The sequence below is a fragment of the Vibrio sp. 16 genome, from assembly GCF_963681195.1.
GTDB classification, from domain to species: Bacteria; Pseudomonadota; Gammaproteobacteria; order Enterobacterales; family Vibrionaceae; genus Vibrio; species Vibrio sinaloensis_D.
Genome location: NZ_OY808998.1, coordinates 377,947 through 392,712 on the forward strand (window position 1 = coordinate 377,947; position 14,766 = coordinate 392,712).

Below are 14,766 nucleotides of genomic sequence, written 5' to 3' on the forward strand. Positions count from 1 at the left end.
TACTCATCTCGACTCGACTGTCTTGGAATAGATAATTCCCTTAGATTGTCGTCATTGTTTTGTACAGATAAGGTTTGCGTTTCAATCTATCTTAAGTTTGAGACAGCATTGCTTTCTCTAAACAAAAAACACCAAATATTTTAAAAACTCTATAGTGTTGTTATCTATTCTATCAACAAGGAAACTCATATGAACAAACTGGTCATGATTCTACTTTGTATCTTCCTGCCGCCACTCGCGGTATTTCTCGACAAAGGACTCAATAAAGACTTCATTATCAACCTCGTGTTAACGATCTTTTTCTTTCTACCCGGCAGCATCCACGCATTGTGGCTTACGATGAAATAACTGAGTAAAAGCCCAGCGATTATTTGCGCCCGCAAAAAAAGGGATGAAATACAAAGCTGATTGCTCTATCATCCTGTCGCCTAAGCGTAAGCGTTTGCTTTCACAGTTTTCGCTGGCTTGGGCTCCAATCAGACAACTTACTAATGGTGGGAGCAATAATGACAACACTTACGATCACACGTCCTGACGACTGGCATGTTCATCTTCGTGATGGCGACGTTCTAAAGGATACCGTGCGAGATATTAGCCGCTACAATGGCCGCGCGCTAATCATGCCAAACACTGTCCCACCTGTGACCAACACTGAAATGGCGCTTGCGTACCGTGAACGTATCATGGCAGAAAAACCAAGTGCGCAGTTTGAGCCTCTTATGGCGCTCTACTTAACGGATAACACAACGCCAGACGAAATTCGCAAAGCGAAAGAATCCGGTCCTGTTGTTGCGGCTAAGCTCTACCCTGCGGGGGCAACAACCAACTCAGACTCTGGTGTGACGAACGCGAAAAACATCTACCACGTGCTAGAAGCAATGCAAGAAGTCGGCATGCTGCTGCTGGTACACGGTGAAGTGACTCACCATGATGTAGACATTTTTGACCGTGAAAAAGAGTTCCTTGATACGGTTTTAGCGCCTATCGTCAATGATTTCCCAAATCTAAAAATTGTCTTAGAGCACATCACGACCGCAGATGCGGCAACGTTTGTGAAAAACGCGAACGACAACGTGGCAGCAACGATCACCGCTCATCACCTGCTGTTCAACCGCAACCACATGCTGGTTGGCGGAATCAAGCCACACTTTTACTGCCTCCCTATTCTAAAACGCAATACTCACCAAAAAGCACTAGTTGAAGCCGCAACGAGCGGCAGCAAAAAGTTCTTCCTTGGTACAGATTCAGCGCCACATGCGAAAGGCATGAAAGAAGCGGCTTGTGGCTGTGCGGGTTCTTACACGGCGCATGCAGCGTTAGAACTTTACGCAGAAGTGTTCGAGTTGGAAGGTAAACTTGAGAATCTTGAAGCGTTTGCTAGCCATAATGGCCCTGATTTCTACGGCGTGCCTCGCAACACAGATACCGTAACGCTTACTAAACAAGAATGGCCAGTGGCTGAATCTATGCCATTTGGCAATGATATCGTTGTACCGATTCGCGCAGGCGAAACCATCGGTTGGACCGTTAAATAGAAAACCAATCTTGTAAATAGTTGAAAGCCCCTTAGCCATGCTTGGGGCTTTTATTTATTTACGGCGACCGCCAAAATCAACTGCTCACATTCTTCTTGCTGCATATACTTGGGCACAGGGTAATTCCACCTAGCCTCATGTAAAGATTGCTTCGCCAATTCCGTAACATGCTCTTGCAAGATTTGGTCAAAACTTGACGGCAGATCTAGCTGCTTCTGCAAACGCTTAACATAGTCAACCAGCGCTTGCGCCTTTAACGAGTCTGAGACATGGCTGTCGGTCAACGCCAACGTATCGGCCAACTTCGCCATTCTTTCTTTTGCCGCGCACTGAGAAAACGCGAGTACGTGCGGCAATACAACCGCATTTGCTAACCCATGAGGAATACCGTATTTCGCCCCGAGCGTGTGAGCAATCGCGTGAACATACCCAAGACTGGCTTTGGTAAACGCGAGACCCGCATAGTAAGAAGCCAGCGCCATGTTCTGCCTAGCTGTCGCGTTTTGGCCAAACTTGACCGCTTTTTCGAGGTTTTCATCAATCAAGGTAATAGCCGCTAACGCGTAGCGATCGGTTTCTTGAGTAGCATTGCCTGAAAGATAAGACTCAATAGCGTGGGTTAATGCATCCATCCCCGTTTGCGCAGTGATATGCGCAGGTAAAGCGAGCATCAAACTTGGGTCCAGAGCTGCTGCAATTGGCACAAGTTTCGGGTCCATGATGGGTGTTTTTTGGTGAGTATCAGGATTAGACACCACGGCAGCAACGGTCACTTCTGAGCCTGTGCCTGCCGTTGTTGGAATGACGAAGATTGGAGCAGGTGCCTTCCATACCTTGAGCAAACCGACCAAGCGTCGAATCGGTTTATGGTTGGTTGCACAAGCAGCAATCACCTTCGCGCAGTCGATTGGAGAGCCGCCACCAAGCGCCACAACAGCTTGACATCGATGCTTTCGATACAGAGACAGCCCGGCTTCCACGTGATTGTATGTCGGGTCAGGCTCAACCCCATCATAGATATCGCAGTGCACCCCGACACGTTCAAACTCAAACGCGAGCTTTTTCGCTAAGCCGAGTTTTACGATCCCCTTGTCTGTCACAATCAGCACTTTTTTGATGTCCATGATAGAGACACTGTGGCAAAGCTGTTTAAGCGCTTCTTTGCCCAAGAAAAGGGTCGGCTTGGAGATGGGAAGCACTTTGGCTGCCACTTTTAGACCCAACATGTAGGCTCGATGTAGCCAGTAATAGAGCTTTTGTTCCATTATCTGTCTCTTTGTGATGAGGGATATACTGATAGCCTAGTCTTTACAAAGAGTTATCTCTAGTCTTGAAGCAAAACTTTTGTCGATAGTTTGTACGCAAGCCTAAAACTGGGCAATGAGCCGACTTACCCAAGTAATTTCACCGAAAGCGATAAGATCATAAAGGGTAAAAAAGACCGCACAAATCACGGCTAACTTAATCAATCGATAAACAATAAACATTTCTGTCGTCCAAATAATAAAAGCCGCCATTGGCGGCTTTCGAAATGCAATCACGACGAATTAATGAACAGGTCTGTCGTTCTTCGCGTAAAACTTACCAAAGTACTGTTCAAGTACTTCTGGAGTGAGTTTGCCTTCTGCCTCAAGCTGTTTTAGCTCTGCTGCAATCGCCTTTTGCTCGTCAATTGTTGGCAGCGCGACTTCTGGCTGGTCACCCATTTCTTGAGACATTTGCTCTAGTTCTTTCTCGAAATCACTCATGATTCAACGACCCTATATTTCAAACTTACCTAAAAATAATGGGGCTAAGTGTAACCCACTTAGCCCCATTTTTTCTAGCTTGGCGTGCAGTTTACAGTTTAAAACTGCCAACCATACGATCAAGACGCATCGAGAGATCTTTCAGCTCCGCACTTGCTGCCGCCAGTTCTTCTGCCGTGCCCGTGGTCACTTCGTTGATTGCATTAATCTCTTCGATATTTTGGTTGATAGTGTGAACAACCGTTGACTGCTCTTCGGTCGCCGTTGCCACTTGCGTGTTTCGATCTGAAATATCATGAATACGCTCAGAAATAGAGATCAATACTTCCACCGCTTCATCGGAAGAGGAAACGCCCTCACCCGTTACCGCTTTACCTGCTTCCATCGCGGTTACCGCATCTTTTGCGTCGCTTTGCAGCTGGTTAATCATCTTCTGAATTTCTTCGGTAGAGTCTGCGGTGCGGCTAGCAAGGTTACGAACCTCATCCGCAACCACCGCAAAGCCTCGACCTTGCTCACCAGCACGTGCAGCCTCGATGGCCGCGTTAAGTGCAAGCAGGTTGGTTTGCTCTGAAATGTCACGAATTACGTCTAGGATCGAGCCAATATCCTGCGTGGTAGACGCTAACTGTTCTACAACTTGGCCAGTACTCTCAATGTCGGAAGCAAGTCGACTGATGGCATCTTTGGCTTTGTTGACCACATCTTGACCGACTTGAGTGTTGTCTGATGCTTGTGAAGCCGTTTCAGCAGCGGTCGCGGCATTCGATGCTATCTCGCTGATCGTTGCGCCCATTTGGTTAATCGCTGTCACTACTTGGATAGTTTGATCGCGCTGCATCTGACTGTTGTTGTGCGTAGTGTGGGCTTTGCTAGATACCCCATCCGCAGCCGACTGAAGCGCACCACTGGTCGATGCCACTTCTTTCATCGATTCGTGAATCTTCTCGATAAAGCCGTTGAACCCTTCCGAAAGCTGGCCAATTTCATCGCTGCCTTTCACTTCGATACGCTGAGATAAATCACCGTCACCTTTTCCTAGGTCACTGAAACGTTCTGCAATCGCTCGAATTGGGCTCGCAATGCTGTTGGCAAGGAAGATACCCATAAAGATAAACAAACCAGCTACCACAACCGTGGTTACCATCATTTGCTTAGCAACACTGTTTAGATCGGCGAATACCTCATCAACAGGCACAACACCAACAACAAACCAGTTCATTGAAGGAATGTAAGTGCTAGCAACGAACACGCGCTGTCCATCTGAGTCTGCCTCGATGAGGTTAAAACCTGATTTGCCTAATAGATCTGCCGACTCACGACCAAACAACTGAGACAGAGAAGATTTTGCTTTGCTGCTGTCACGGTGGATTTGAACGTTACCTTCTGCGTCTGTCAAAAAGACATAACCAGTTTTCTCAATCTTAAAGCCGTTTAGCAAAGAGACCATATCGTCCATTGATTTCGACAAGCCGGACATGGTCAACCCATTGGTTAGCTGGAAATTGGCGAACATTTTCACATCGCCATTCGCCTCTTGGAAAATGCTGACCGACGTCGGCTTACCTGACTGCGTAAAGCCAAAGAACCAACCATCTTGTTGTTGGTTTAGTTGGCGTAAGAAGCCGTTTTGATTCCAATAGTATGCGGTGTTTCGGTTCGCGACAGACGCATCATTCAACTGATATTGACTACGTACGTTATTAAGCTCTTTCACCAACAAGGCTTCGGTTTGCGCATCAATGGAGGTGGTATTGACCGCTTGCTTAATAAATTCGTTGTTCGCGACTTGTTCTGCCGCTAGCAAAAGCTGCATCACTTCGCGGTCGATCTGCGCGTTGATTTGCTCAAGCATTGACGGGAGTTCGATGTCGATAAGACGATGTTCAAGAACGCTTCGCGCTTGTCGTTGCGCCATAACACCAACAATAATGGTGGACGCTAGTACAGCGAAGGTAATCCCTGCAACGACCTTTTGCTTGATACTAATGGAGTTAAATTTCATTGGTTCTCTGCCTTCTGAAAGCAATGGTTGTAAATGTTTGGCCTTCACACTGACGACATTCGCCGATGCTCTCCCTACGTGAGGCCTGTCCAATCTTCTAAGTATATCGACGTTTTGACACATTCCTTTACTAATTTGTAGTTAACCGGACATTTTTCCTGCAAAACTTTGCTATCTAGTTTGAGATTTGTGATTTCACTAATGAAATATTGTTTCTCTAGATTTTAGCCCCATATCTTAACCTGCTGACCGATAAGGCTTTATCGACATGGCTTGTTCTTATTGATGCTTTTATCGCCAAGTGAGGTAAAAACACCTTAAGGGACGGAACTTTTCTAAGTTGCAAATCACTAAGTGAAAAAATGAGGAGAAAATGGAATGCAATCACAGGCACTTTTACAGCTAAGAGAGTACTTAAACAGCCAAGTTATTGGTCAAAGTGAATTGGTCGAGCAATTGTTGGTCGCACTGTTGGCAGATGGCCACATCTTAGTTGAAGGGCCTCCTGGCTTAGCCAAAACTCGCGCAGTAAAATCACTCGCCGACTGTATTGAAGGGGATTTTCACCGTATTCAATTTACCCCTGACCTCCTCCCCGCCGACCTAACAGGCACCGACATTTATCGCCCGGAAACTGGCGAGTTCACCTTTCAAGCGGGTCCGATCTTCAATTCGCTCATTCTGGCTGATGAGATCAACCGTGCTCCAGCAAAAGTGCAAGCGGCCATGCTCGAAGCGATGGCAGAAAAACAGATCACTGCTGGGCGCAAAACCTACACCTTGCCAGCGCTGTTTTTGGTGATGGCAACTCAAAACCCGATCGAGCAAGAAGGCACCTACCCACTTCCTGAAGCTCAGTTGGATCGCTTTTTGATTCACCTTGATGTCGACTACCCAGACGCAGAAAGTGAATTAGCTATATTGCGCCTCAATCGAGGCGAAGCGAAAGGTGACAGTAGCGCTAAACCACCAAGATTGAGCCAAGAGGATATTTTTGCTGCGCGCCAAGAGGTGCTGAATATTCATATGGCTGACACGATTGAGCAATACATCATTCGCTTGGTTATGGCGACTCGCAAACCGTCGCAGTACGACGATACATTGAGCCAATGGCTTGAAATGGGTGTCAGCCCGCGCGCGACCATCGCCTTAGACCGCTGCGCTCGTGCTCACGCTTGGTTAAACGGACGTGATTTCGTCTCCCCTGAAGATGTCCAAGCGATGGCATTCCCTGTCTTGCGCCATCGTCTTCTACTCAGTTACCAAGCACAAGCGGAAGGGATACACCCGAATCAAGTCATCAACAAGATCTTATCGTTAGTCGGCAGCGCATAGAGGTGAGTATGACACCAGAACTCGCGCCTTACAGTGATGGCGTTAACCTCAACTTGGATGAGTTGCTTTACTACAAGCAGCAATGTGTCCAATGGTTGCCCCCCGCCAAAAGTCTGTGGTCACAGATGCTTGGTCAACACCAGAGCCGACAACTTGGTCGAGGCATGGATTTTAGTGAGGTTCGCCAATACCAAAGTGGTGATGACATCCGCGCGATTGATTGGCGAGTAACCGCTCGCACCGGAAAACCTCACACCAAGCTGTTTAGCGAAGAACGAGAAAAGCCAATAGTGCTCTACCTTGATTTAAGTGCAAGTATGGTATTTGGTTCTCAGTTAATGCTCAAATCGGTCCAGATGGCGCACATGGCGAGCCTAATCGCTTGGCTGAGTGTCTCTGCACAAGATAGGGTTGGCGCATTGTTGGATTTGGGAAACCAGCTTATTGAGCTAAAACCGACATCGCGCAATAAAGGAGCATTGGCGATTGCCCAAGCCCTAGTGACGCATCATCAAGCTCAACTTACCGACCCCAGCAGCGCTGACGAAAACATGGCCAAAGGGCTTCAAGCCTTGGCGCGCATGTGTCCGAAAGGCAGTGAGATTGTCCTGTTAAGCGACTTCATTCGACTCAGTGAAGAAGATCAAAACCTGCTTCGCCGTTTGGGTCAGCATAATCGGGTTCGTCTGATTCAAATCTGTGATCCGCTTGAACAAGGCATTACGGCTTTTCGTGGCACAGAACAAGTATCAGACAGACACACAACACGTTGGCTCGACTTTTCATCAAAGAAAACGCGCCAAGGTATTGAGTCTGCCTTCAATCAACAGCAGCAGCAACTCAAGCTCCTTGCCCATCGCTTGGGCATGAGTTTTTCGACGCTCTCTAGCGACACTGCGCTTATTCACCAGCTACATGGATTTCAATCATGAGTACAGATACTCAAGCCTCACCACTCTCACTCCAACCTCTGCATTTACCAGAGGCCCCAGCTTGGTTTCCACTCGCATGGGGATGGTGGGCAGTTTTTGCAGCAGTCCTTTTATGCTTGCTCGTTATGTGGCTACTGCTGCGTTGGAACAAAAAACGCCTTGCTCCCAAGAAAACGGCTTTGCGACTGTTAACTCAAGGAACTAAACCATCAGAAGCGATTGAACTCGTTAGGCAAGCGGCACTTTGTTACTACCCTCGTGAAGAGATCGCCCAGTTAACCGGACCAACTTGGTATGAGTTTTTAGACAGTCAACTCAAAGCACCGCGCTTTACGCTCAATCAAACACAATGGCAGCAGGCGCTGTACAGCAAGCAGCCGATCTCTAATGGCGATGAACTGATCCAAGATTGCAAAGATTGGGTAGAGCAAGCGCTACCACCGAAAAGAAGGAGAACATAGTTGGCAAGTTTTGATCTTGTTTGGTGGTGGAGCTTATTGCTACTGCCTTTGCCACTGGTCATTTACTACTTTGCGCCAGCGGCTAAACATCAATCACCCATTTATCTGCCGTACGTCCCTAGTCATGGGCAAGGAAACGCGCCGAAAAATGGGCTGGCAAAAATCATCGCCGCCATTGTTTGGGTTGCCCTGCTTGCGGCAATGGCAAGACCCGTCTGGTATGGAGAGCCTGTCACCACTCAACCGAAGCATCGAGATTTGATGTTGGTCCTCGATCTTTCTTACTCCATGAGCAAGGAAGATATGCTTGATGATGGTGACTACGTCGATCGCCTCACCGCGGTAAAAAAGGTCGTAAGTGACTTCGCAAGCAAACGAGAGGGAGATCGCTTGGGATTGGTCTTGTTTGCCGATCACGCCTATTTGCAAACCCCTCTGACTCTCGATAGAAAGACCATTGCCGAGCAGGTCAATCAGTTGGTATTGCGCTTAATTGGGGAAAAAACGGCCATCGGTGAGGGTATTGGTCTTGCCACCAAAACCTTTGTCGATAGCGATGCGCCCCAACGCGTAATGGTGTTGCTTAGCGATGGGAGCAATACGTCAGGCGTGCTGGATCCGCTAGAAGCCGCCAAGATCGCCAAAAAATACAACGCTACGATCTACACCATCGGCGTGGGCGCTGGAGAAATGGTCGTGAAAGAGTTTTTTATGACCCGCAAAGTCAACACCGCCCAAGACCTTGACGAAAGAACACTGATGGACATTGCGCAAGTGACTGGCGGGCAATACTTCAGAGCCCGTGACGCCAAAGAGCTCGCGACAATTTACGACACCATCAACAGTTTGGAGCCAATTTCTCAGGCAACACAAACTTGGCGTCCACAAAAAGAGTGGTTTCCGCTGCCGCTGAGCATTGCCTTGCTTGGCTTTGTTTTCCTGATCTTATTGAGGAGAAATCATGTCTAATTTCGTTCTCCTTAACCCGATGTGGTTAATCGCATTGCTACCATGGTTCGCCATCATATTCTGGCTAAAGAGTAGAGCGCGAACGCAAACCTTAATCGCCCCCCACCTAGCAAAAGCGATGGGAGTTCAAGGCGCAACGCTCAATCGTCGCCGATTCGCACTCATCGCATTGAGTGGGGTGGTTGCAATAGTAGCGCTGTCCGGCCCTAGTTTTCACGCCCTTGAGCGTCCCAGCTTTGCCAACACCAGTGCCCGTGTCGTCGTGATGGATATGTCGATGTCTATGTACGCTACCGACATTAAACCCAACCGACTCACTCAAGCACGCTACAAAGTGACCGATCTACTCTCTCACTGGCAAGAAGGGAGCACGGGTTTGGTCGCTTATGCAGGCGACGCCTATATGGTCAGCCCAATGACTAGTGATGCCAACACCATCGCCAACTTGGTGCCTAACTTATCACCTGAACTTATGCCCTACCCCGGCGCGAATGCTGCCAGTGGCATAAAGCTCGCCATCGAGATGATGCAAAATACTGGCCTCGCGACTGGTCATATCGTATTGGTTACTGACGATATTGATGATACCGAGAGAAACACCATCGAATCCCTGCTGAGCAACTCAAACTGGCACCTATCGATACTGGGCATAGGGTCTCGTGCAGGCGCGCCAATCAAACTGGACAATGGCAGCCTAATGACGCTAGACAACGGCCAACCTGTTGTTGCGAAATCCAACTTTACCAATATGCAAACGCTGGCTTTCGAGACGGGTGGTCAATTTGTTCCCGTGCAAGTTACCAACAATGATGTGTTGCAAATTGCTCGCTCCACATCCCAAGTCGATGAAACAAGTGCAACCAAAAGCGATCAAATGATTGAAGAGAGAATCAATCAAGGATTTTGGTTGATTCCGCTGCTGATTATTCCAGCGTTATTGATGTTTCGCCGAGGAGTCTTCTTTGCGGTTGCTCTGGCAGTTCTGCCACTTGCTCACTCACCGTCAGCCCAAGCGAGCCCATGGTTAACCAAAGATCAGCAAGCAATGCAGCATTTCGAAAACAAACAATACCAACAAGCCGCAGACTTGTTTGAGGATCCGAATTGGAAAGGCATTGCCCAATATGAGTCGGGCGACTACCAAGGCGCAGCAGAAACCCTCGCGCCACTCTCTAGCCCGCAGGCAATGTACAACCGAGCAAATGCCTTGGCTCAACTTGGAAACTATCAAGATGCGATTGACCTCTACGAATCGGTTCTAAAACAAGAGCCCGATAATCAAGACGCACGCACCAATTTAGAGCGAGTAAAAGAGCGCCTGCAACAGCAAGGCGATTCTAGCCAGTCACCTGAACAAAACAATCAAAATGCTCAGCAAAACCTTTCCTCTTCAGAGCAGGAAGAAGGTCAACAAACGCCTTCTGAGCAGCAGTCGAACCCTGAGCAAGCCTCTGACACAGATGAGCCACAACAGCAATCGACACAAGAGGAAAAAAACCAACCTCAACAAGGTGAGCAAGCGCAAGATGACCAAGATGGCATGCAACAAAGCAAGCCAAGCGGTCAACAAGAAGATAAGTCACAAGGTCAACAAGAGGACAGTGAGCAAAGCCAGCAATCGCAGGCACAACCCTCATCCAATGACCCGCAAACAGAGTCTGACGCTCTTGCTGCCGATCTCAGCCAAGACAACCAACAACCGATTGATCCCGAGCTGAGAAAACTCCAGCAAGTGGAAGCAGCAAGAGATCCCAGCCGTTTGCTGCGAGCGCAAATGCTGCTACAAGCACAACAAAAACAACCACCACAACAAACAGGTAAGAAATGGTAATGATGAACCTCAACACACGCATTTTTATCAGCTTACTCGTCACCTTACTCGCGTTGGTGAGCGCTCCGTCGTATGCCGCGAACATTTGGGTGACTGTCAGCAAAAACAAAGTGGTTAAAAACGAAGTGTTTCAACTGCGTATTGTGGTAGACGAGAAAGTCGACTCTGATGAGATTGACTTTAGCGTACTAGAACAAGACTTTTACGTCGGTCGACCAAGTTTTGGTAGCTCACTCAACATTATCAACGGCAGCCGCACAACGAGGAGCGAGTGGAACGTGTCTCTCGCCGCTCAGCGCTTAGGTATCACCCAAATCCCTTCATTTTCAGTCGAAGGTGCGCAATCTGATCCCATCGCCATTGAAGTAAATATGGACAATGAAGCACCTAAGGCTAGCGATCTTGTCGAACTGCAGAACACCCTCAATAAACAAACTCTCTATCCAAGTGAGAGCGCTCTGCTCAAAACGCGATTGATTATTAAAGCGGATCCAAGAAGGCTGCAAAACCCGAGCGTACTTCCACCAAAAGGCGAAGGGTTAACGTTGGACGCAATCGGGGAACCGAATCAGTACCAAAGCGTTTTAGACGGTGTTGAGGTGACAGTTCTGGATCAAAACTACCGTATCACCGCAGATAAGCCCGGCGACTTCGTTCTCTCTGGGATTGGCTTTGCAGGTAGCGTGATTGTTGGCGACAGTCGTAGCGGCACCACCAAACTAGTGTCAGCAAACACTGAGCCAAAAACCTTCACTCTCAAGGTCCACGCGATCCCAGAGAGCTTTCAAGGGCACTGGTTGCCTGCATCCAAACTATCAATGACCCAACGTTGGATGGACAGTGAAGGCAACGAACTCACCTCCACAACTCTAGACACTAAAGTAGGAGACTCCATTAGCCGCGAGATTACCCTTGATATTCAGGGGCTTTCTAGCGAGCGCTTCCCCGACATCAAGGTCAACTACCCAAGCTCTGTGCGTGTGTATCAAGAAAAACCGCAGTTTTCCGCCTTGGGTGACGACGTCACGCGTATGACAGTCAAGCAGGTGTTGATCCCTCAGCAGCAAGGAAACATTGATCTCAACGCGATTCAACTCAACTGGTGGGATAGCCAAAAAGAAGCCGCTGCAACGGCAAACATACCAGGTATCACGCTAAATGTTGGTCCAGGAGAGCAAATCAATACTGGTGAACCAGTTTTACTCAATACACCGCAATTGGCGCAAGAGACAGTGACGATTTTTGACCGAGGCTATTGGCCCCACGCGGCAGCGCTGTTTGCCTCTCTTTGGCTGATGACTCTTGCTTGGTTATTGAAGCTGAAACGAGCACCGCGCCAAGCTCAAGGCACCTCGCCAAAAGCGCAATCGAGACTCGACTCATTGATGGATGCAATTAAAACCCAAGACTTGGTTCAGGTCGGTTACCGCTTCAATCTTTGGTGGTCAGAAATTCAAATCAAAGATGACGATTTGAAACGCCAAATCGATTTGGAGCTTGAGGCAATGAACCAAAGCCAATACTCGTCAAGCAGCGCAACCTGGGATAGCCGTCAACTTGTAAAACTCATCAAAAAGGTGGAAAAAATACAAAATAAAAAGCCAGCAGCTCGTACGGAACTTGCATCGTTGTAATAACGAGAAAAATAGAGGCAGCCATCCAGAGGCTGCCTTGCTATTCTCGGGGCTCAGTTACGCAACTTCAATCAGACTGACACTACCACTAACCGTATTTCTGCCTAGCTCTTTGGCCCGATACAGTGAGTCATCCGCTTCGACATACAAACGGTCGAAACTGAACTCACTTTGATTAAGCTCCAGTACCGCATACCCCACAGAGACGGTAAGAAACTCGCTGCACGTATTGAGATGATGCGGAATTTGCTCATCCTCAATGCATTTTCGGATACATTCCGCCAAATGGGCAACACGTTCGGGGGATTGATTTACCACTAGCAAGGCAAATTCCTCGCCACCAATTCGGCAAAACACTTCGTTTTCTGACTGAGTGTGATGCTGCAAAATATTGCCAATTCGCATCAATGCGATATCGCCTTGCATATGGCCGTAATGATTGTTGTACAAACCAAAATGATCGATGTCGACCAGGATTAAACCGTAATGTTGGCTCCCATCCTCGCAACTCAAACACAACTCTTCTAACGTCGTTTCAAGCATGCGACGGTTACCCAATCGCGTCAACGGATCCATCTTTGCCATCATTTCAAGCTGTTCATTCGCTTTCTGTAGGTCGCGAGTACGCGCTTTCACTTCTTGCTCTAGATTCTCGTTCATCTGGTGAATCTCTTCTTGAGCCCGAGTGCGCAACAGAACTTCCGTCAGGTTGGACGCAAACATGCGAATGACCTCTCGCAGTTGGTGCGTCAGAGGGGTTCGTTTAATCAGGTTGTCTGCAGCGATAAACGCAATAGGCTCCCCGCTATTGTCGACAAGCATCGTCATCGCTGTCCAACCAAAACCTACGATATGGAAGTCATGGTAGATGGGAACCGACTCTTCAAACACCACATCGTTCGGGTTAACTTTAGCCGCATTCACGATTGAGCGCTCGACCGTATCTGAACGGTAGTAGGATTCGTCCACCACATTACCCTGAATATCGGTCCCCCAAGTACCTTGCATGTGGGTACACTCTTTATCGGTCAAAAATACCGCAAAGCGATCGATACCCAAGCGGTTAATGGCAAAGGTGACCGCAGATTTACATACTTCGCTCACTGTCATGCAGCGCGACAACTCAACCATACTGGCGTGTAACATGCGCACATTTTGTTCTTGACGTTTGCGAATATAAATCTGGGAAAGGAGTGAGCCAAATGACTCAAGCATCTGGCGTTGATAGGAGGTAATAGGATTACGATTAATATAGTTGTCGAGCGCGATCCAACCAATGATCTCTTCGCCATCACGGAGGATAAGCATACCGTTCCAGCCCTGACCAATCACGTTGCCAGCGGTGTACAATGGCGCACCGTCAACAATCACTAGGTTTTCTTTCCCTTCAAACAAGGCGTTAATGTAGGTTTCTTCAAGCTGATGCAAATCATATTGGGTATGGTGCTCACTGGCTGTGTTACCGAACTCGTCGGTGCCGTAAGTCCCACTAAAGCAGCGCTTTTTAATGTCGAGCAGCATGAACACAGCGCGGTCGAACCCTAGTTTATCTCGCACTGACTCAACCGCCATTCGATATAACTCATCAAGATTAGATGGATTAGAAATGTCCACCGCCACTTGTTGGACAAGTTTCATATTCTCAATGAACAGTTCGCGCTGTTTGATGACATCTAAATATTTGGCTTCTTTGATGTCTCGCTGTTTGAACTCTTTCGCGGCTTCGGTTTCCGCGCGAACACATTGCCAGCGCGCGGCGATAATCTGTAGCGCCTCCAGTTGATTGCTCTCATTCGACTGGCTGATACGCTGAGGATCCACATTCTCGGCAATAAGGTAGGTACGCATTTCAGGATGGTTGTCGAGCATAAACACATAGCTCTCAGATGACATGTGCTGTTCGTATGCCCATTGACACGTGTTCATTTTTAGAGGCAGAAGACCATCAGAGGTGTCAAATTGCGATACCCAAGTCCAGAAGGTTTTAGGGTATAGTTCCAAGTCAGCGGGTTCCCCTTTCTTGTAAAGGAACTCGGCGGAGTTGCCGCCTTTCGGTTCGCTGAACACACCGATGTGCTCTACACCCAAGAGTTCATCGATATACTGGAACAACGAATTAGCGAGAAACCTTTGGTTCCTAGCTGATAAGATGTTTTTGAGTAGCATTCGTGGGAACATAATCCTAGCCTGGACCTTTTTTATTATCTTTTTTCGATTAAAAAAGTAACAGTTACCAAGGTGCAATCAAATGTTATTCGGGGCCATTGTTAAGTGCCTCGCATTTCATATGAAGCAAGTTTACGAGATATGATACGA

13 protein-coding genes are annotated in these 14,766 nt (G+C 47.9%); 8 read left to right on the forward strand and 5 right to left on the reverse strand.

The features are described from left to right. Nucleotides 1-189 precede the first annotated feature (189 nt). Nucleotides 190-348 (forward strand): YqaE/Pmp3 family membrane protein, encoded by a 159-nt coding sequence (locus U9J37_RS16020; RefSeq protein WP_005469665.1) that lies wholly within the window; start codon nt 190-192, stop codon nt 346-348. Between the two features lie 158 nt (nt 349-506). After that, complete coding sequence (gene pyrC / locus U9J37_RS16025) at nt 507-1,535, forward strand: dihydroorotase (protein ID WP_005469605.1); 1,029 nt, start codon at nt 507-509, stop codon at nt 1,533-1,535. Between the two features lie 50 nt (nt 1,536-1,585). Here the strand turns inward: pyrC and U9J37_RS16030 are convergent, their stop codons facing one another. The 4 genes from U9J37_RS16030 to U9J37_RS16045 all read right to left on the reverse strand — a co-directional run bounded on the left by U9J37_RS16030 (nt 1,586) and on the right by U9J37_RS16045 (nt 5,288). Continuing rightward, nucleotides 1,586-2,800, reverse strand: a complete 1,215-nt coding sequence (locus U9J37_RS16030; protein WP_005469669.1) for an iron-containing alcohol dehydrogenase — start codon at nt 2,798-2,800, stop codon at nt 1,586-1,588. Nucleotides 2,801-2,902: 102 nt separating this feature from the next. Beyond that, complete coding sequence (locus tag U9J37_RS16035; protein ID WP_005469480.1) at nt 2,903-3,052, reverse strand: hypothetical protein; 150 nt, start codon at nt 3,050-3,052, stop codon at nt 2,903-2,905. A gap of 30 nt (nt 3,053-3,082) precedes the next feature. After that, nucleotides 3,083-3,283 carry a hypothetical protein gene (locus U9J37_RS16040; protein WP_005469882.1) on the reverse strand — a complete coding sequence of 67 codons (201 nt, stop codon included), beginning with the start codon at nt 3,281-3,283 and terminating at the stop codon, nt 3,083-3,085. 91 nt (nt 3,284-3,374) lie between these two features. Further along, nucleotides 3,375-5,288 (reverse strand): methyl-accepting chemotaxis protein, encoded by a 1,914-nt coding sequence (locus tag U9J37_RS16045; protein WP_005469743.1) that lies wholly within the window; start codon nt 5,286-5,288, stop codon nt 3,375-3,377. A gap of 378 nt (nt 5,289-5,666) precedes the next feature. On the opposite strand from U9J37_RS16045, the gene U9J37_RS16050 reads away from it, so the two are divergent. The 6 genes from U9J37_RS16050 to U9J37_RS16075 are packed head-to-tail and all read left to right on the forward strand — an operon-like array spanning nt 5,667 to nt 12,450. Beyond that, complete coding sequence (locus U9J37_RS16050) at nt 5,667-6,623, forward strand: AAA family ATPase (protein WP_005469765.1); 957 nt, start codon at nt 5,667-5,669, stop codon at nt 6,621-6,623. A gap of 8 nt (nt 6,624-6,631) precedes the next feature. After that, on the forward strand, nt 6,632-7,555 hold the full coding sequence (locus tag U9J37_RS16055; RefSeq protein WP_005469570.1) for a DUF58 domain-containing protein: 924 nt from the start codon (nt 6,632-6,634) through the stop codon (nt 7,553-7,555). Beyond that, nucleotides 7,552-8,016, forward strand: a complete 465-nt coding sequence (locus tag U9J37_RS16060) for a DUF4381 domain-containing protein (RefSeq protein WP_043886482.1) — start codon at nt 7,552-7,554, stop codon at nt 8,014-8,016. The genes U9J37_RS16055 and U9J37_RS16060 overlap by 4 nt, the downstream gene beginning before the upstream one ends. Further along, entirely contained in the window at nt 8,017-8,985 is a 969-nt protein-coding gene (locus U9J37_RS16065; protein WP_005469642.1) for a vWA domain-containing protein, read from the forward strand. Next, nucleotides 8,978-10,816: a vWA domain-containing protein gene (locus U9J37_RS16070; protein ID WP_043886483.1), complete on the forward strand. Its 1,839-nt coding sequence runs from the start codon at nt 8,978-8,980 to the stop codon at nt 10,814-10,816. The genes U9J37_RS16065 and U9J37_RS16070 overlap by 8 nt, the downstream gene beginning before the upstream one ends. Before the next feature lie 2 nt (nt 10,817-10,818). Next, the gene (locus tag U9J37_RS16075; RefSeq protein ID WP_005469903.1) at nt 10,819-12,450 is read left to right on the forward strand and encodes a BatD family protein; all 1,632 of its coding nucleotides are present in this window, start codon (nt 10,819-10,821) and stop codon (nt 12,448-12,450) included. 57 nt (nt 12,451-12,507) lie between these two features. Here the strand turns inward: U9J37_RS16075 and U9J37_RS16080 are convergent, their stop codons facing one another. Continuing rightward, a complete protein-coding gene (locus U9J37_RS16080) occupies nt 12,508-14,628 on the reverse strand; it encodes a sensor domain-containing diguanylate cyclase (RefSeq protein WP_043886485.1) in 2,121 nt (706 codons plus the stop codon). Nucleotides 14,629-14,766 lie beyond the last annotated feature (138 nt).